The organism is Corynebacterium crudilactis (assembly GCF_001643015.1).
Taxonomy (GTDB): Bacteria; Actinomycetota; Actinomycetes; order Mycobacteriales; family Mycobacteriaceae; genus Corynebacterium; species Corynebacterium crudilactis.
In genome coordinates, this window is sequence record NZ_CP015622.1 from 623,422 (window position 1) to 640,498 (window position 17,077).

18 protein-coding genes are annotated in these 17,077 nt (G+C 52.1%); 16 read left to right on the forward strand and 2 right to left on the reverse strand.

Annotated features, from left to right (window positions below):
- Positions 1 to 158 precede the first annotated feature (158 nt).
- From ccrud_RS02980 to ccrud_RS02990, 3 genes are all read left to right on the forward strand, one after another.
- Entirely contained in the window at positions 159 to 464 is a 306-nt protein-coding gene (locus tag ccrud_RS02980; protein WP_066564651.1) for a hypothetical protein, read from the forward strand.
- The gene (locus ccrud_RS02985; RefSeq protein WP_066564654.1) at positions 461 to 1,813 is read left to right on the forward strand and encodes a hypothetical protein; all 1,353 of its coding nucleotides are present in this window, start codon (positions 461 to 463) and stop codon (positions 1,811 to 1,813) included. Before ccrud_RS02980 ends, ccrud_RS02985 begins: the two co-directional genes overlap by 4 nt.
- A gap of 74 nt (positions 1,814 to 1,887) precedes the next feature.
- A complete protein-coding gene (locus tag ccrud_RS02990) occupies positions 1,888 to 2,058 on the forward strand; it encodes a hypothetical protein (protein WP_245670357.1) in 171 nt (56 codons plus the stop codon).
- A gap of 371 nt (positions 2,059 to 2,429) precedes the next feature.
- Here ccrud_RS02990 and ccrud_RS02995 read toward each other — a convergent pair whose 3' ends face one another.
- Complete coding sequence (locus ccrud_RS02995; RefSeq protein WP_066564661.1) at positions 2,430 to 3,287, reverse strand: poly(ethylene terephthalate) hydrolase family protein; 858 nt, start codon at positions 3,285 to 3,287, stop codon at positions 2,430 to 2,432.
- A 103-nt stretch (positions 3,288 to 3,390) separates the two neighbouring features.
- Here ccrud_RS02995 and alr point away from each other — a divergent pair, with 103 nt between their 5' ends.
- The 11 genes from alr (at position 3,391) to groL (ending at position 14,645) form a co-directional block, all read left to right on the forward strand.
- Positions 3,391 to 4,476, forward strand: coding sequence for an alanine racemase (gene alr / locus ccrud_RS03000; protein WP_066564663.1), 1,086 nt, complete (start codon positions 3,391 to 3,393; stop codon positions 4,474 to 4,476).
- 12 nt (positions 4,477 to 4,488) lie between these two features.
- Complete coding sequence (gene tsaE / locus ccrud_RS03005; RefSeq protein ID WP_066564664.1) at positions 4,489 to 4,986, forward strand: tRNA (adenosine(37)-N6)-threonylcarbamoyltransferase complex ATPase subunit type 1 TsaE; 498 nt, start codon at positions 4,489 to 4,491, stop codon at positions 4,984 to 4,986.
- Positions 4,987 to 5,177: 191 nt separating this feature from the next.
- Positions 5,178 to 6,779, forward strand: coding sequence for an aspartate:alanine exchanger family transporter (locus tag ccrud_RS03010; RefSeq protein WP_066564665.1), 1,602 nt, complete (start codon positions 5,178 to 5,180; stop codon positions 6,777 to 6,779).
- A 57-nt stretch (positions 6,780 to 6,836) separates the two neighbouring features.
- The gene (locus ccrud_RS03015; protein ID WP_066564668.1) at positions 6,837 to 8,078 is read left to right on the forward strand and encodes an alpha/beta fold hydrolase; all 1,242 of its coding nucleotides are present in this window, start codon (positions 6,837 to 6,839) and stop codon (positions 8,076 to 8,078) included.
- Between the two features lie 6 nt (positions 8,079 to 8,084).
- A complete protein-coding gene (gene tsaB / locus ccrud_RS03020) occupies positions 8,085 to 8,762 on the forward strand; it encodes a tRNA (adenosine(37)-N6)-threonylcarbamoyltransferase complex dimerization subunit type 1 TsaB (protein WP_066564670.1) in 678 nt (225 codons plus the stop codon).
- The gene (gene rimI, locus ccrud_RS03025) at positions 8,759 to 9,271 is read left to right on the forward strand and encodes a ribosomal protein S18-alanine N-acetyltransferase (protein ID WP_066564672.1); all 513 of its coding nucleotides are present in this window, start codon (positions 8,759 to 8,761) and stop codon (positions 9,269 to 9,271) included. The genes tsaB and rimI overlap by 4 nt, the downstream gene beginning before the upstream one ends.
- A gap of 3 nt (positions 9,272 to 9,274) precedes the next feature.
- Positions 9,275 to 10,309, forward strand: a complete 1,035-nt coding sequence (gene tsaD, locus ccrud_RS03030) for a tRNA (adenosine(37)-N6)-threonylcarbamoyltransferase complex transferase subunit TsaD (protein ID WP_066564675.1) — start codon at positions 9,275 to 9,277, stop codon at positions 10,307 to 10,309.
- A gap of 18 nt (positions 10,310 to 10,327) precedes the next feature.
- Positions 10,328 to 12,052, forward strand: coding sequence for a bifunctional ADP-dependent NAD(P)H-hydrate dehydratase/NAD(P)H-hydrate epimerase (locus ccrud_RS03035; protein WP_066564678.1), 1,725 nt, complete (start codon positions 10,328 to 10,330; stop codon positions 12,050 to 12,052).
- Positions 12,053 to 12,125: 73 nt separating this feature from the next.
- Positions 12,126 to 12,548, forward strand: a complete 423-nt coding sequence (locus ccrud_RS03040; protein ID WP_066564681.1) for a hypothetical protein — start codon at positions 12,126 to 12,128, stop codon at positions 12,546 to 12,548.
- 169 nt (positions 12,549 to 12,717) lie between these two features.
- On the forward strand, positions 12,718 to 13,017 hold the full coding sequence (gene groES / locus ccrud_RS03045) for a co-chaperone GroES (RefSeq protein WP_066569438.1): 300 nt from the start codon (positions 12,718 to 12,720) through the stop codon (positions 13,015 to 13,017).
- A gap of 11 nt (positions 13,018 to 13,028) precedes the next feature.
- A complete protein-coding gene (groL, locus tag ccrud_RS03050; protein ID WP_066564685.1) occupies positions 13,029 to 14,645 on the forward strand; it encodes a chaperonin GroEL in 1,617 nt (538 codons plus the stop codon).
- 122 nt (positions 14,646 to 14,767) lie between these two features.
- Here groL and whcB read toward each other — a convergent pair whose 3' ends face one another.
- The gene (whcB, locus tag ccrud_RS03055; RefSeq protein WP_066564691.1) at positions 14,768 to 15,067 is read right to left on the reverse strand and encodes a WhiB family transcriptional regulator WhcB; all 300 of its coding nucleotides are present in this window, start codon (positions 15,065 to 15,067) and stop codon (positions 14,768 to 14,770) included.
- Between the two features lie 436 nt (positions 15,068 to 15,503).
- Between whcB and ccrud_RS03060 the strand changes: the two genes are divergently transcribed.
- Together ccrud_RS03060 and ccrud_RS03065 are read left to right on the forward strand one after the other, a co-directional pair.
- Complete coding sequence (locus ccrud_RS03060) at positions 15,504 to 16,070, forward strand: sigma-70 family RNA polymerase sigma factor (protein WP_066564696.1); 567 nt, start codon at positions 15,504 to 15,506, stop codon at positions 16,068 to 16,070.
- On the forward strand, positions 16,070 to 17,068 hold the full coding sequence (locus ccrud_RS03065) for a hypothetical protein (protein ID WP_066564699.1): 999 nt from the start codon (positions 16,070 to 16,072) through the stop codon (positions 17,066 to 17,068). Before ccrud_RS03060 ends, ccrud_RS03065 begins: the two co-directional genes overlap by 1 nt.
- Positions 17,069 to 17,077 lie beyond the last annotated feature (9 nt).

Sequence of the window (17,077 nt, forward strand, 5' to 3'; positions counted from 1 at the left end):
ACTTTGTCGGATGCACCATTTGTAGCACCTACAAAAGACCTGGAAAATAAACAGTATTTAAGAAAATCCAGTTATATGGGAACCTAAATGCCTTTGAAACAGTCAAACCTTAGTGGAGGGCAAAATCTTTGCCACATTTTCACAAGGGGGATTTTTAGGTGCTTGGGTTTGAATTAAAAATTGCAGAATCATTGTCGGCACTGAGCGGTTTAATCGGGGAAACCGCGCAACAACAGAGTATTCATCGTCAACGACAGCCTCATTTTCCACCCGCGGCCGCTGGCCGGGGGTTTAGCGCGCACGGCCAAGCCTTGGCGGAGATGCTTGAGAGGCTGCACGGGGGCGTCGACAAGCGTATTAATGCTTTTGCCCAAACCACCCAAGCCGCAGAGCTAGAAGTTCAACGATTTGAAGAAACTGATCGGATTTTTGGTGCAGGTTTTGATGGGATTGAGCATAAATGAGCGATCCATTAGCTGGCTATGGCGCAGCGATTTCTGCCCTGCAGGCTACAAGTCGTAGCGTATACCGCGGGCCTGCCAAAACTGAAGAGTTCTTGCGCGGAATATACCAAAGCATCGAAGGCCTTAATACTGGATCATTACGGGAAGCCGCCAAAGCCGCAGCCGGTGAAACCAATGAAGCAAGAATCCAAGGCTGGGTCGGCCCATTGCTGAAATTCTTTGGAACCGTCGGCGGAGGAATGATCGCGACAGAACTTGCACAACGAGCTGTCGATTGGTTCAAAAACCGCAATGATGCTGAAGAAGTCAGCGAAGCCGCAGGTAAAGCAGCAGACACAATCGATACCACGGTGGATGAATCTGACCAAGGCATGGTGCAGATTGTTCAGCAATTACTAGATATCGTATCGACATTAACGCAGGTCTTAGCAGGTATTGATCAGAGTAAATACCCACAGGAATTTAGAGAATGCGTGCAAGCAGGATCAGATTTAATCGATCAAGCAGGAGAGATGATTTATAGTCTATGCGCAGATCGAGATGAGGTTATTTCACAATGCTTTTCCGCGTTGACAGATCACGGAAAACAAGTCTGCGAAGCGGAACAAAAACCACTGTGTAGTGCTGCTTCATCGGAAAGTTCAGGCGGCACAGCCAGCTCAGGTGGAGCATCTAGTTCAACAGGCGGTTCCGGTGGTGCGACTTCTTCATCGAGCAGTTCCAGTAGTTCTGCGTCTTCAGATTCCTGGACTTCTTCTGAGACAAGTGAAAAACAAGATAAAACTAAACCTGCTGCAGCAGAAGAAACTGATTGTGAAGAGAACCCCAAGCCAGCACCTGAACCTAAACCTGAAAAGTGTAAGCCTGAGCCTGAACCAGAGGATTGCGAGCCAACGCCTGAGCCGGAACCAAAGCCTGAGCCGGAGCCTGAACCTGCTGAATGCGAACCCGAAGAACCCGTGGAGTGCGAACCGGAAGAAACTCCAGAAGAACCTGATGTAATTGGAAAACTTATTAAGGGAGCTATTGGAATCGGGATTGTGGTTGTTGGTGTTGGTTTGCTGGTGAATTTCCTGGAACAGTGCGTGCCTGTTATTGAAGAACCTCCAGTACCTGAGCCAATGCCGGAACCACTGCCTGAACCTGAGCCGGTTCCTGCGCCAATTTCAGAGAAGCCACCAGAAGCTGATTTGGATAAGGTGCCTGAACCTGCGCCGAAGCCGATTCCTCAAGCTAATTACACTGCTGCAGCTGCGACTAACTATTCGGCTCCAGTAATAGCTGAGGTTCCTGCACCTGTCTTTGATTCGAGTCCGAGTGTGAATGTGCAGAAAGCAGGCGGGTGGTAGCGGTGGAGTATGCAGAGTTTCTTCAAAAATTTCGGGAGCGTACTGCGCAGCGGATGGAGGAGTTTGAAAAATCATTGGCGTCCACTCAGCAAAAAATTAGCAGTGCTGCGATGGCTGTGGAAGTAGAAGAAGCAGATAAGAAAAAGCGTGTGACGGTATCGGATGTATCGGATAAGCCTGTTTCGATGATTCGACGATCTACCCGTAGTCGAGGGCCTGTGAAATCAGTGCTACGAGATGCTTGAGGGGCAGATGCCGGAAGACGCGTTTTTAGGCTTCGAGTTTTTAGAATAGATGTTTGTATCCCCCGGGGGTTGGGAGGCCCTTAGGATCGATTCTGTGAGGGCACTTTTTTCGTGTTTTGGATTGCGTTTTCGCCAGACCAGACAGGGAGACCCAGATTCCGTATTCCCCACTAATTTTGGTCGCCTGGTCTGGTTCCGAAATCACCAAACCAGACCAGGCGACCAAACGGTCAAGATAAATTGAGGTTCTTGGTCTCCCTGTCTGGTTTCGCACAGTGTGACCACTCAGTGCAACTAAAAAGCATGCCAGAATGAGAAAACAGGCTGGAACCATCACATCCTGTGACAATTTCAGCCTGTTTAATGCCAGATTACTTCTCGTTTAGAAAAGCGAATGGGGAAGTGTCTTTAGGGAAGGCATGATCTTGCAATTCCTGGCCAAAATAGGAGATAACTTTCTTGGCTTCAGCGTCTGGTTCGGAGAATGCTTTGTATTTCTTCTCACCGGCAAGTTGGTGGAGGAGGAATCCGGTGAGCAGGCCGCGGACGGTTTCTTGTGCTCCGGTCTGTGGGCTGCCGATTCCTGCTACCAATTTGAACATGGTGTCTTCGGAGAAGCCCTGTTGGTTGCCTTTTTCTGATTCGCGGTAGCAGATATCGCCGGCCCAGTTGGCGGCTAGTTTTGCTGGTTCACCGGATTCAAAAAGTCCCAGGCTGGAGGAGCCAATGACAAGGCCGGGTGCTTTTACTGCGAAAGCAGCATCGAGTGCTGCTGGGGAAGTTTTTGCTGGGTAGATTGCACCAACTGCACGGACAAGATCACGGTTTGCTGCGGCAAGTACTGCGGCACCTCCACCCATGCCGTGACCGATAACGCCAAGGCGAGCAGGGTTGACGGTGACTTTTCCGGAGCCGAGTTTGACGCCGCCGAGGATTTGCATAGCGGAATCGAGATCAGAGGCGAAGCCTTTATGATCTGGCATGAAGCCGGTCTCTGTATCGGGAGCTGCTACGGCGATACCCCAGGATGCGAGGTGGCGCAAAGTTTGGTGGTAGTACTTGATGGATTTCATCCAGTCGTGGCCGAAAGCGACACCTGGAATGCCGTTGCCTTCTGCTGGCGTGTAGATTTTGCCTGGAATTCCGGCGTAGTTCATATCGCCAACCAACACGCGGTGGGGGCCACGCTTGGATAGTTTGGACAGGTGTTTGTTCAGATTCTCAGCCACGTACCCAAGGATAGTTGAAAGCGGCTGCCAATACTGGCACTAACCCCGCCAACCTCGGCACCAATCGCAATTCTATCTTCTTGTGGTGGCAGAATAAGTGAATATGAACTTGCTGACCACTAAAATTGATCTGAATGCCATCGCACATAATACGAGAGTGCTGAAACAAATGGCGGGGTCAGCGAAACTTATGGCTGTGGTGAAGGCGAATGCGTATAACCATGGCATTGAGGAAGTGGCGCCGGTTATCGCTGCTCATGGTGCGGATGCATTTGGTGTAGCCACGCTTGCGGAAGCGCATCAATTGCGTGATTTGGGCATTGAACAGGAAGTCTTGTGTTGGATTTGGACTCCGGAGCAGGATTTCCGTGCTGCGCTTGATCGTGGCATTGATTTGGGTGTGGTTTCGCCGAAGCATGCGCGTGCGGTGATTGCCACGGAGGCTGAACATATTCGGGTCACTGTGAAGGTGGAGACGGGGCTGCATCGTTCTGGTGTGGATGAGGACGAGTGGGCGGAGGTATTTAGTGCCTTGGCTGCCGCGCCTCACGTTGAGGTTACGGGGTTGTTTACGCATTTGTCGTGTGCGGATGATCCGGCAGATCCGGAGACTGATCGTCAAGTAGCTGCTTTTCGACGCGCCCTTGCGCTTGCTCGCGAGCTCGGTCTTGAGTGCCCGGTCAACCATGTATGTAACTCGCCGGCGTTTTTGACTCGTGCTGATCTACATATGGAGATGGTCCGACCAGGGTTGGCTTTTTATGGGTTGGAACCTGTGGATGGTCTGGATCATGGATTGCAGCCGGCGATGAGCTGGACGGCGAAGGTGAGCGTCGTGAAGCAAATTGAGGCCGGGCAAGGTACGTCCTATGGTTTGACGTGGCGCGCAGAAGACAGCGGTTATGTAGCTGTGGTGCCTGCGGGTTACGCCGATGGCCTGCCACGGTTTGCGCAGGAGAAATTCTCCGTCACGATTAATGGCGTGGATTATCCGCAGGTAGGACGCATTTGCATGGATCAGTTTGTCATCTTTTTGGGCGATAATCCGCATGGTGTGGAGGCTGGTGCCGAGGCTGTGATTTTCGGCGAAAATGGCCATGGTGCCACTGATTTTGCGCAGCGTTTGGGCACCATCAACTATGAAGTGGTGTGCCGTCCAACTGGTCGTACGGTCCGCGAATATATTTAAGGAGCAGCAACAATGAAATCTGAATTTCCGGCTTCCGGCACGAGGCGTTTTGAACATGCCACTGACACACAAAGCTTTGGTGAAGATTTAGGAAAGCATCTGCAAGCGGGCGATGTCGTTATTTTGGATGGTCCTTTGGGTGCTGGCAAGACGACGTTTACGCAAGGAATTGCGCGTGGATTGCAGGTGAAGGGGCGGGTGACATCGCCTACTTTTGTCATTGCCAGGGAACACCGTTCTGAGGTTGGCGGACCTGATCTGATTCATATGGATGCGTACCGTTTGCTGGGCGAGGATAGCGATGATGCCGATCCGATTGGTGCGTTGGATTCCTTGGATTTGGACACTGATTTGGATTTAGCTGTGGTTGTTGCCGAATGGGGTGGCGGTTTGGTGGAGCAGATTTCCGATTCTTATTTGCTGATCACCATTGATCGGGAGACTGCTGTGCAGGAAGATCCGGATTCTGAGGCAAGGATTTTCCATTGGCAATGGCGTGAAGGTCGCTAAAAGGTTTTCCTCAATGAAATAGTGTGATTCTGTCTGAATCTGTTGTTTTAGTTTTGGATCTGCGGGATCATGGGAAGTAGTGAAAAGTGAATTTTAGTTCTGTGCTTTCTCTGCCCTTAAAGTGAGTTCTCGTTGGCATAACACACTCCTGGGGCAAGAAACGTCCTTGGATAAAAGGGAAGTGATTGTGCGTGCTTGATTTCTTAGCTGCAAACCCCATGATCGCCTTGGTGGTCATTTTGGCCATCGGTTTAGCATTGGGCCAGATTAAATTTTTGGGATTATCGCTTGGAGCCGCAGCAGTGCTGTTTGTGGCTTTGGGTTTTGCTACTGCGAACCCGGAGATCTCCATACCTGCCATTGTGTATCAGCTGGGCTTGGCGATGTTCGTGTACGTTATCGGACTATCTGCCGGCCCCGCATTTTTTAGTGAGTTTGCGAAAAAGGGCTGGAAACTCACCATTTTCATGATCCTGCTGTTGCTGACGCTCATTGGTTTAGCGTGGGTGCTAATCAAAGGCCTCGGGCTCAATGCAGCCATTGGCACAGGCATGTTCACCGGCGCATTGACCTCGACACCAGGAATGGCAGCCGTGGTGGAATTAATCGAAGGCATTGATCCAAGCCTTGCCAGTGAACCTGTTATTGGATACTCCCTGGCTTATCCCGGTGCCGTCTTGGGCTCAATTTTAGTAGCGGCAGTTGGTGCAAAACTACTGAAAGTAAATCACCGTGAAGATGCCCGCGAAGAAGGCCTGATCACCGCACCGTTGGTCTGGAAAGGTGTGCAACTTAAAGCTGGAATTACCGGCCGTGTGGGGGATCTTCCTCGCTTGGCTGGACAAAGTATCATTGCCACCAGAATCGTGGACGATCCACATTCGCACCGCCTCGCTGATCCAGAGTTACCCATCACCGAAGGCATGGAACTACTGATCAACGGCACTGAAGAAGCCGTAGACAACGCGATTAAAGCCCTGGGTGAAGAACGCGAAACCAAAATTGAAGATACCGAACTGATCTATACCCGCCTGACCGTATCGAACCCAGACGTTGCTGGTCGAACCGTTGCAGAACTCGATACTGTTACCCACGGTTTTATGATTGCGCGTATCCGCCAAGGCGATTCTGAAGTAGTGCCGAAGCCGGACACCGTGCTTAATTATTCAGACCGCATCCGCGTGGTGTCCGCGCCGGGACGTGTTGCGGAGGTCCGAAAATTCCTTGGTGATTCTGAAAAGTCTCTTGCAGATGTCAATCTGCTTCCTTTTGCCATTGGTTTAGCGCTTGGCTTATTAGTTGGTGCGATTCCGATTCCACTTCCGGGAGGAACCACCATGTCGCTTGGTTTTGGTGGTGGCCCAATCATCGTTGGCCTTATTTTGGGCGCGCTCAAGCACAGCGGTCCTGTGACATGGCAGATGCCATTTCACGCTAACCGTACTATTTCCACCTTGGGTTTGGCGCTATTTTTGGCGGGTGTGGGTACCTCTGCCGGTGCAGGGTTTAGAGCTGCGCTGACGGATTCTTCATCATTTATTTATATGGGCGGTGGCCTGTTGATCACGCTTGTGTCTGCATTGTTGTGTGTCGCGATTGGTGTGTGGGTGCTGCATCTAAAATGGGATGAAGCAATGGGAGTGGCTGCTGGTGCAACAACTAATCCAGCGATCATTTCCTATCTCAACGGACAAACCGGAACTGATCTGGCAAGCAGAGGATATGCCACCGTGTATCCCACTGCGATGATCGGTAAAATATTGGGCGCCCAGATATTGTTCTTGCTGCTCTAGGCCTATATTTTAGGTGGGGTAGGGGTGGTGTCTACCCCTGCGCGTAACCTTGGGAGCATGACAACAACACTGGGTTCGCTACAGCTCGAAGAAATCACTTTAACCCTCCCGCTTGCTGCAGACGTTACAGATGCGCGCACCATTGATGTGTTTGCACGGATTGCTACCCGTGTCGGTGGCGAGGACCTGCCATATTTGGTGTTCCTGCAGGGTGGTCCAGGAAATGAATCACCTCGGCCAAGTTTGCATCCCTTAAACCCAAATTGGTTGGGTGTTGCGCTGGAAGAATATCGTGTGGTCATGCTGGATCAGCGTGGTACCGGCCGCTCCACTCCAGTGGGCAATGAGATTTTGGCGAAGCCTACAGAAGACGTAGTGGAGTACTTATCCCACCTTCGTGCAGACGGCATTGTGCGTGATGCGGAAGCACTCCGTGAGCACCTAGGTATTGCGCAGTGGAATCTTTTAGGCCAGTCCTTTGGTGGCTTTACCACCTTGCATTACCTCTCCCGTCACGCAGACGCTTTGGACAATGTCTTTATTACAGGTGGCCTCAGCGCTATTGACCGCCCATCTGAGGATGTTTATGCCAATTGCTATAACCGCATGCGCCGTAATTCGGAGGAATTCTACCGCCGGTTCCCACAGCTGCGTGATACCTTCCGGGGTTTAGTCGATCGTGCTCGTGCCGGAGAAATTATCCTGCCCACCGGCGAGGTTGTCTCCGAATCACGGCTGCGTTCCTTAGGGCACCTGCTGGGTAGCAACGACGGCTGGTTTGATCTCTACAACCTGCTGGAATTAGACCCAACATCCAATGCCTTCACCCATGATTTGGCTGGACTTTTGCCTTTCGGCAATCGCAATCCGATCTACTATGTGCTCCATGAATCCTCCTATGCAGATGGTGTAGTGACCAATTGGGCTGCAGAACGTGTAGTGCCAGAAGATTTCCGCGAAGATGCCACCTTGCTCACCGGTGAACATGTTTTCCAAGAATGGACAGACACCGTTCCATCGCTGAAACCATGGAAAGAGGTGGCTTTGGCCTTGGCACAACAGGAATGGCCAAAGCTCTACGATGCCGCTGCATTAGAAAACTCCCAGGCTAAAGGTGCGGCAGCTGTCTATGCCAATGATGTCTTCGTGCCGCTGGATTATTCCCTAGAAACTGCCCAGCACCTGCCCGGCGTTCATGTTTTTATCACCAGCCAACATGAACACAATGGTCTTCGTGCCAGCTCTGGCACCGTATTGAAGCACCTTTTCGATCTTGCCCACGGCCGAGAGGTACGCTGATTCCTCGTGTTAGTACTAGCCCTAGACACCTCAACCCCTGATCTCATCGTTGGAATCGTAGATTCTGCAACGGGACTCACGCGTGCCGAAACCATCATCGAAGATACTCGCGCACACAATGAGCAACTCACGCCCACCGTCCAAAAGACACTCTCAGATGCCTCGCTTAACTTTGCAGACCTTGATGCAGTAGTCGTTGGCTGTGGCCCCGGACCTTTTACCGGCCTTCGCGTGGGCATGGTATCCGCGGCATCCTTCGGCGATGCTCTCGGAGTCCCAGTCTTTGGAGTCTGCTCCCTGGATGCCATCGCGCACAATATTGGTGCAGAAAAGCTTGAGCATGCACTGGTGGCCACCGATGCGCGCCGCCGTGAAATCTACTGGGCAACCTACCGCTCCGGTCAGCGTGAACTTGGACCAGATGTGATTGCACCTGCAAGCATTGCCATTGATGGGGATTTAGATGCCATCTCTATTCCTGAGCACCTGATGGAAAAACTTCCTGAAGAACTCCACACCACCACCATGCTCAAGGGCAAACCTGCCCCAGCAAGCTTGGTCGCAGTCGCTGATTTCAGCACTGAACCACAACCCTTGGTTCCGCTGTATCTACGCCGACCAGATGCCAAAGAACCAAAGCCCAAGCCTAAATCCGCAGCTATCCCAGAAGTGGATCTTTCATGAGTGAACAATTCGAACTAAGAGAACTACGCAGAGAAGATGCCCAACGCTGCGCAGACCTCGAACAGATGCTCTTTCCTGGAGATAATCCCTGGCCAAGAGATGTCTTCGCCGTGGAATTCTCCCACCCCACCAATTTCTACATCGGCGCTTTCGATGACACGCTCTTGGTCGCCTACGCAGGTCTAGCCATGATGGGCCCTGTCGATGATCCAGAATTCGAAATCCACACCATCGGCGTTGACCCGGAATACCAGCGCAAAGGCCTCGGCCGTGTGCTCATGGATCAACTGATGCATGCCGCTGATAGCCACGACGGTCCAGTTTTTCTGGAAGTGCGAACCGACAACGTGCCGGCAATCTCCATGTATGAAGCATTTGAGTTCCAACAGTTGGGTATACGGAAAAACTACTACCGCCCTTCCGGTGCAGATGCCTACACCATGCAACGACCACGCCTGAGCGATAGAAGAAAAGACCACACCACTGATACCGAGGGGACATCAAGCTAAACCATGATTGTTTTAGGAATTGAAAGCTCCTGCGATGAAACCGGCGTAGGTGTCGTCAAACTAGATGAACAAGGAAATCTTGAAGTCCTTGCAGATTCTGTTGCCTCCTCCATGCAGGAACATGCCCGTTTCGGCGGCGTCGTGCCAGAAATCGCCTCCCGTGCGCACCTGGAATCTATGGTCCCCGTGATGCGTGCAGCGCTGAAACAGGCGGGCGTCGAGAAGCCAGATGCAGTAGCCGCAACAGTCGGCCCAGGTTTGGCAGGCGCACTGCTGGTTGGCGCCAGCGCTGCCAAAGCCTATGCCGCAGCATGGAACGTCCCGTTTTATGCCGTCAACCACCTGGGTGGACACGTCGCTGTGGCCAACCTCGAAGGCGAAACACTGCCACACTCTGTCGCACTGCTGGTCTCCGGCGGACACACACAACTCCTCGAAGTAGACGCCGTCGGCCTACCCATGAAGGAATTGGGCTCCACACTCGACGACGCCGCCGGCGAAGCGTATGACAAAGTCTCCCGACTCCTCGGACTTGGCTACCCAGGCGGCCCCGTGATCGATAAATTAGCGCGCCGGGGCAACTCAGAAGCAATTGCTTTCCCGCGTGGTTTGATGAAGCGCTCTGATTCTCGCCATGATTTCAGTTTCTCTGGCCTGAAAACTGCCGTGGCGCGTTATGTGGAAGCATCTGAGCGCAACGGAGAAGTCATCTCTGTGGAAGATGTATGTGCATCTTTCCAGGAAGCCGTATGCGATGTACTTACCCGTAAAGCGGTGCGCGCCTGTGGCGATGTGGGTGCAAAGGTACTGCTTTTGGGAGGTGGCGTGGCTGCGAATTCGCGTTTGCGTGAGCTAGCTCAAGAGCGATGCAAGAATGCAGGCATTGAATTGCGGGTGCCACGATTTAATTTATGCACCGACAACGGTGTCATGATTGCGGCGTTGGCAGCCCAAAGGATCCATGAAGGCGCACAAGAATCACCTATTTCGGTGGGAACTGATCCTTCTTTGTCCGTTGAGACTCCTCAGGTGTTTTAAACATTTAGTATTAAATGCATGAAATCAGTCTTCTCCGTTGACCAGATCCGACGCGCAGAAAACACCCTTTTTGAGTTTCAAACAGATTCGGATGAGCTGATGATCTCAGCGGCATCAGCCGTTGCAGATGTAGCACTAGCCATGCTCGCGGGTCCCGCGCCTTCGCCCTCAAGCGAAGAATCCATCCTGCTTTTAGTCGGTCCGGGTGGCAACGGTGGAGATGCCTTGTATGCGGGTGCATTCTTAGCGGAGGAAGGCCACCACGTTGATGCTTTGCTGTTGGGAAATGGCAAAGTACATCAATCGGCATTGTCTTATTTTGAGTCTTTGGGCGGACGCGTCATCGCAGATTTTCCACTCCATTACATGTACCGCTTGGTCATTGATGGTTTGTATGGCATCGGTGGTCGGGGAGGGCTTTCCGTCGAGCTGGCGTGTTTGGTGGAGTCTTTTTCCTCCTCCGGAATACCCATTTTGGCCATCGATGTTCCTTCTGGGGTGCACGCTGATACCGGAGAGATCCCACCTGGGGTGATGATCACCGTTGATGGTTTTGATCAAGATGCTCCAATGGCTCGCCAGAAGGTACCCGCTCATATCAACGCTGAGGTCACTATTACTTTTGGTGGTTTGCGTCGGGCTCATGCGGTAAGTCCTGCATGCGGTGAAGTGTTGCTTGCCGATATCAATATTGCAGGTGGCGGTGGAAAATCTTTATCGGCGGAGCTGCTGCACATCCAGAATATCGATGAGACACCGCAGATATTTGCCTCTGCGGCGTGGCCCAAGGAGCAGTCGCTTTTTGAGCGTGCCAAGTTTGCTGAAACTGCGCCGCATATTCAGAAAATCGGCCAACATTTCATGATTTTAAACATGGAGCCAAGTCCGGATCATGATAAATATAGTGGCGGAATTGTTGGCATTGTAGCTGGCAGTGATATTTATCCTGGGGCTGCAGTGCTGGCTGTAAAAGCTGCGGTACGTGCGACGAGTTCGATGGTTCGTTATGTCGGACCTGCGGTGAATTTTGTGTTGCATGCGCAGCCGGAGGTCGTCGCAACGCAGTCCTTGCAGGACACTGGCCGTGTGCAGGCGTGGGTGTATGGGCCCGGGCGTGGGCTGGCTGCCGAGCAGCAGGCGGAGCTTGCGGAATTGCTTAACCAGCCAGAGCCTTTGCTTATCGACGCCGACGGCCTGTCTTTACTTGAGCGCTCAGCGGAGCTTCGGCAGGCGCTCAAGCAGCGCAGTGCACGAACTGTGTTGACACCACACAAAGGCGAATTTGAGCGCGTTGCGGATAGCTTGCGTATCGAGGGCGTGGAGATACCCGAAGCACACAAAGATCCCATTGGTGCTGCGCAAGCTTTATCTACAGAATTGGATTGCTGCGTGCTGCTCAAAGGCCGCTTCACCGTGGTTGCCGCACATGATTTTGTACATGTGATTAATTCCGGGCATTCCTGGTTGGCAACACCTGGTTCTGGGGATGTGCTGGCAGGACTTATCGGTGCGCATTTGGCACAAAGCTATGCGGAATTAAATCGGTTGCCTGAGTTTTTCCCAGACCTCGTGCTGTCTGATTCCGCGATTTATACTCAGGTAGCTCCGGCAGTCACCATTCATTCAGTTGCTGCAGCATTGGCAGCGCGTACGGAATTTGGTGCTGCGCCCACCTCAGCAGGGTTCATTGCCGATGCTATTCCTGCGGCAACAGCTAAGGTGGATTTAAAACGAATTGGCTAGCGTGGGGTGAATTCCGTATGAATTCTTGTCTTTCAAGTGGCTGAGTTTTAAGACACCAGGTTAATTGAGAGATATGACTCATGGATTTCTCGTCAACCCAGATCTTACCCACCGCGCGATTGACTTTGATCTAGAAGGAGCAGCCAAGTTCCTCGGCGGCACTGATGACGGCCGCGTTGCTGTGGCATTTCAAGAAGACGGCACCTTGTATGCAGCGTTGTACAGCGCAGAAGCTAGAGCAGAAGGTGCCGCAGCAAACCCTGTGGCATCTCTTGGGCGTAATGCTGCTGCCACCGGTGACGGTTCTTTCTTTTCTGATCCATCCACGGCTATTTGTGGCCCAGTGATTTTCGTTGGAGCAGAAGGTGAAGATATCACTCTTGATGAGATTGAACGCATTAAGGACGGTATCCGTGCTTCACGTAACTACCGTGATGATTATCCAGAAGAGTTTCACCTGTGGCGCAACGCTGTATATAACCTGCGTACGCCTTAAAGTGTGACCGCCACGTGAATTTTTAGCACCCTCAACAGTTGAGTGCTGGCACTCTCGGGGGTAGAGTGCCAAATAGGTTGTTTGACACACAGTTGTTCACCCGCGACGACGGCTGTGCTGGAAGCCCACAACCGGCACACATAAAATTTTTCTCATGGAGGGATTCACCGTGGCAAACGTCAACATCAAGCCGCTTGAGGACAAGATCCTCGTTCAGATCAACGAAGCAGAAACCACCACCGCTTCCGGCCTGGTCATTCCAGATTCTGCTAAGGAAAAGCCACAAGAGGCAACCGTTATCGCTGTTGGCCCAGGCCGCTTCGATGACAAGGGTAACCGCATCCCACTAGACATCAACGAAGATGACGTTGTTATCTTCTCCCGTTACGGTGGCACCGAGATCAAGTTCGGTGGCGTGGAGTACTTGCTTCTCTCCGCTCGTGACATTCTCGCAATCGTCGAGAAGTAGGGGATAAGTTCATGGCAAAGCTCATTGCTTTTGACCAGGACGCCCGCGAAGGCATTCTCCGGGGCGTTGACGCCCTGGCAAACACTGTCAAGGTAACCCTCGGCCCACGTGGTCGCAATGTGGTTCTTGATAAGGCATTCGGCGGCCCTCTGGTCACCAACGACGGTGTCACCATTGCCCGCGACATCGATGTCGAGGATCCTTTTGAAAACCTTGGCGCACAGCTGGTGAAGTCAGTAGCAGTTAAGACTAATGACATCGCTGGCGATGGCACCACCACTGCAACCCTGCTTGCTCAGGCACTCATTGCTGAGGGCCTGCGCAACGTTACTGCTGGTGCAAACCCAATCGAGCTCAACAAGGGCATCGCTGCAGCCGCAGAGAAGACCTTGGAAGAGCTGAAGGCTCGCGCAACCGATGTGTCTGACACCAAGGAAATTGCGAACGTTGCTACTGTTTCATCCCGCGACGAAGTCGTCGGTGAGATCGTTGCTGCAGCGATGGAAAAGGTTGGAAAAGACGGTGTTGTCACCGTTGAGGAGTCCCAGTCCATCGAGACCGCTCTCGAGGTCACCGAAGGTATTTCCTTTGACAAGGGCTACCTTTCCCCTTATTTCATCAACGACAATGACACTCAGCAGGCTGTCCTAGAAAATCCTGCAGTGCTCCTTGTACGCAACAAGATTTCTTCCCTTCCAGACTTCCTCCCATTGCTGGAGAAGGTTGTGGAGTCCAACCGTCCTTTGCTGATCATCGCAGAAGACATCGAGGGCGAGCCTTTGCAGACCCTGGTTGTGAACTCCATCCGCAAGACCATCAAGGTCGTTGCAGTGAAGTCCCCATACTTCGGTGATCGTCGTAAGGCGTTCATGGATGACCTAGCTATTGTCACCAAGGCAACAGTTGTGGATCCAGAAGTTGGCGTCAACCTCAACGAAGCAGGCGAAGAAGTTTTCGGTACTGCACGTCGCATCACCGTTTCCAAGGACGAAACTATCATTGTTGATGGTGCAGGCTCTGCAGAAGAGGTGGAGGCACGTCGCGGACAGATCCGTCGCGAAATCGCCAACACTGATTCCACTTGGGACCGCGAAAAGTCTGAAGAGCGTTTGGCTAAGCTCTCCGGTGGCATTGCTGTTATCCGTGTCGGTGCAGCAACCGAAACTGAAGTCAACGACCGTAAGCTGCGCGTCGAAGATGCCATCAATGCTGCTCGTGCAGCTGCACAAGAAGGTGTTATCGCTGGTGGCGGTTCTGCTTTGGTGCAGATCGCGGAGACTCTGAAGGCTTATGCAGAAGAGTTCGAAGGCGACCAAAAAGTTGGCGTTCGCGCGCTAGCTACTGCTTTGAGCAAGCCAGCATTCTGGATTGCTGCAAATGCAGGCCTCGACGGTGCTGTTGTAGTGGCTCGTACCGCTGCGATGGAAAACGGCGAAGGCTTCAACGCTGCAACTCTGGAATACGGCAACCTGATCAACGACGGTGTCATTGACCCAGTCAAGGTCACTCATTCCGCAGTTGTGAACGCAACTTCTGTTGCACGCATGGTTCTGACCACTGAGGCTTCTGTTGTTGAGAAGCCAGCTGAGGCAGTATCCGGCGGACACGAAGGGCATCATCACCACTAAGTGATTGATTTCTTTAAAACACCGTGAAGCTTTGTGCTTTACGGTGTTTTTCTATTGTGCTTTTTTGATTCTGCAAAAATTAAAGACCCGGCCTGTTTTTTAAAGGACCGGGTCTGCTCTTTTTAAACTGCTACTGGCTGCTTACGCTCGTTGTTACGAAGGATAAGCAGACGCTCGGACTCTGAAAGTCCGCCCCATACTCCATAAGGCTCTGCAACAGATAGCGCATGTTTGCGGCAAGATTCCAATACCGGGCAAGCTGCACAAATAGCCTTTGCGCGAAGCTCACGGCGCTGACGAGCGCGTCCGCGCTCACCGTCCGGGTGATAGAACACGTCGGAGGTCTCGCCGCGGCACGATCCGTGCAGCTGCCAGTCCCAGAAGTCTGCATTTGGCCCTGGAAGCTGGTGAGGCAATGTCATCTTCAAATACTCCCTATTTTCAGCTATTTGTTTAGCTTTGATCGCGTTCTCTGATGTGGGGTGTTCGCCCGAGAAAACAGTCTTGACCGCAATAGTGAACAAATTGTGACTAGTTAGTAACGCAGAGCTGTCCAAATGGTCATATGGAGAAGAACTCTTGCCAGTACGACCGTTCTGACCTGGGCTTATGTGCCGAGGTGAATCTCCGGTGAATTTTTGTAGTTAGGTTGTTTTTGCAGGTCAGAGTAGGGGTAAATGCTTAGGTATTACCAGTTTCGTTATATTGAAAGCAGGGGATTAACCGTTCTAGTTGCTAGGATGAGGAAAACTCATGGGTAATAAGCTCATTGGCGATTCACCCCTGCAAAAGTGCATGAGGGTTTTATGCTTGTCTTTTTATTAACCTTTAATCTTTGACGCAGGAAGGTGCGAGACCGTGGCTGACACTGAGCGTGAACTCGCTGACCTGGTACCGCAGGCAACAGCGGGCGATCGTCGAGCATTGCAAAGAATCATGGAGATCATTCATCCGGTAGTTTTGCGCTATGCTCGCGCGCGCATCGGAGGTGGACGGCAACCGACTGCTGAAGATGTTGCTCAAGAAATCTGTCTTGCAGTAGCCACCTCTATTAAAAACTTCGTAGACCAGGGCAGACCCTTCATGGCGTTTGTTTATGGCATTGCTTCCAACAAAGTCGCTGATGCACATCGTGCAATGTCTAGAGATAAATCGACTCCGATTGAAGAAGTGCCAGAGACCTCTCCTGACACCTTCACTCCGGAAGAATTTGCGCTGGTCAGCGATGGAAGTAACAGAGTGAGGGAACTTCTCGATCTACTGAGTGAAAAGGCACGCGACATTCTTATCTTGAGAGTAATCGTTGGTCTTTCCGCAGAAGAAACTGCAGAGATGGTGGGCAGCACCCCGGGTGCTGTGCGAGTGGCTCAACACCGAGCGCTCACGACACTTCGAAGCACACTTGAGCAGCAGGAGAACAAGTAATGACTCGACGTCTAAATGGTGGTGACCAGGATGGCCAAGATCTCGTCAAGGGGCAGCTGAAACAGCTGTTTGATGATGACGCATTTTTGACTGACCTGTCCCGTGGCGTTGATCCCTCAGAGGGTACTGATATCTTCGCTGGCCTCCTCCTCGATTTAACCAAGGAAGCACAGGAACCGCCGGCTGCAATGCCAGATTGGTCCACCTTACTCCCGGGTATTTTGGATCAGGATTCGCCAGTGGAAGCTACCTCGGACACCACGGTTATGCAGGACATTAGCCCTACAACCCAAGAATTCGCACCTGTTTCTCTTTCAGCTACCCCTGAGCACAACGCAGATACTTCCGCTACGGTTGTTCCTCTTGCTGCACGTCGTGAAAAGCGTGCCAGGAAGAACGCTCGCGGTACACACGTAGTGGCTGGTACTACAGCTAATCGTAAATCTCACCCATTCCTTAATGGTTTGGTGGGAGCTGCAGCTGCAACTCTTGTCATTGCAGGTGGTGGAACAGCGGTATATAACGCTGATGAAACCTCTCTGTTGTATGGCATGAACCAGCAGCTGTTCGGTAATCAAGATTCTCCAAGCGTGGTGGAACTTGCGTCCACTTTGGAGGAAGTTGATAGCCGAACTGCCAGCGGGGATGTTGAAGGTGCGCGTGCTCTCTTAGAGCAGGCCCGCGCAATGCTAGATGGCATGGAAAATAGTCGAAAGGCGCCAGCAGAAACCGTTATCCCAACTGAATCTGCTCCGCGCACTGAGACTTTGACTGCAACGGTTACTGAATCCTCAATGCCGGAACCACCGGTTACGGAAACTCAGACTGTTACCTCCACAGAGGTGCATACAGTGACAACTACAGCAGTAGCTCCACCGGTCTGGACACCAAACCCTGAGCCAATTCCTTCGATTACACCACCTACGGGTGTAGATCCGGAGGGACCAAGCCAGGGCGAAGATTCTGGGCTTGTGCCACCTCAGACTCCTGGAAACTAGGTCTACTAA

Bases quoted from the DNA above. Each gene is read 5' to 3' on its own strand.
- rimI (WP_066564672.1), top strand. From the start codon at position 8,759: ATGAGTGAACAATTCGAACTAAGAGAACTACGCAGAGAAGATGCCCAA.
- alr (WP_066564663.1), top strand. From the start codon at position 3,391: ATGAACTTGCTGACCACTAAAATTGATCTGAATGCCATCGCACATAAT.
- tsaE (WP_066564664.1), top strand. From the start codon at position 4,489: ATGAAATCTGAATTTCCGGCTTCCGGCACGAGGCGTTTTGAACATGCC.
- whcB (WP_066564691.1), bottom strand. From the start codon at position 15,067: ATGACATTGCCTCACCAGCTTCCAGGGCCAAATGCAGACTTCTGGGAC.
- ccrud_RS03040 (WP_066564681.1), top strand. From the start codon at position 12,126: ATGACTCATGGATTTCTCGTCAACCCAGATCTTACCCACCGCGCGATT.
- ccrud_RS03015 (WP_066564668.1), top strand. From the start codon at position 6,837: ATGACAACAACACTGGGTTCGCTACAGCTCGAAGAAATCACTTTAACC.
- ccrud_RS03035 (WP_066564678.1), top strand. From the start codon at position 10,328: ATGAAATCAGTCTTCTCCGTTGACCAGATCCGACGCGCAGAAAACACC.
- tsaD (WP_066564675.1), top strand. From the start codon at position 9,275: ATGATTGTTTTAGGAATTGAAAGCTCCTGCGATGAAACCGGCGTAGGT.
- ccrud_RS03065 (WP_066564699.1), top strand. From the start codon at position 16,070: ATGACTCGACGTCTAAATGGTGGTGACCAGGATGGCCAAGATCTCGTC.
- ccrud_RS02985 (WP_066564654.1), top strand. From the start codon at position 461: ATGAGCGATCCATTAGCTGGCTATGGCGCAGCGATTTCTGCCCTGCAG.
- groL (WP_066564685.1), top strand. From the start codon at position 13,029: ATGGCAAAGCTCATTGCTTTTGACCAGGACGCCCGCGAAGGCATTCTC.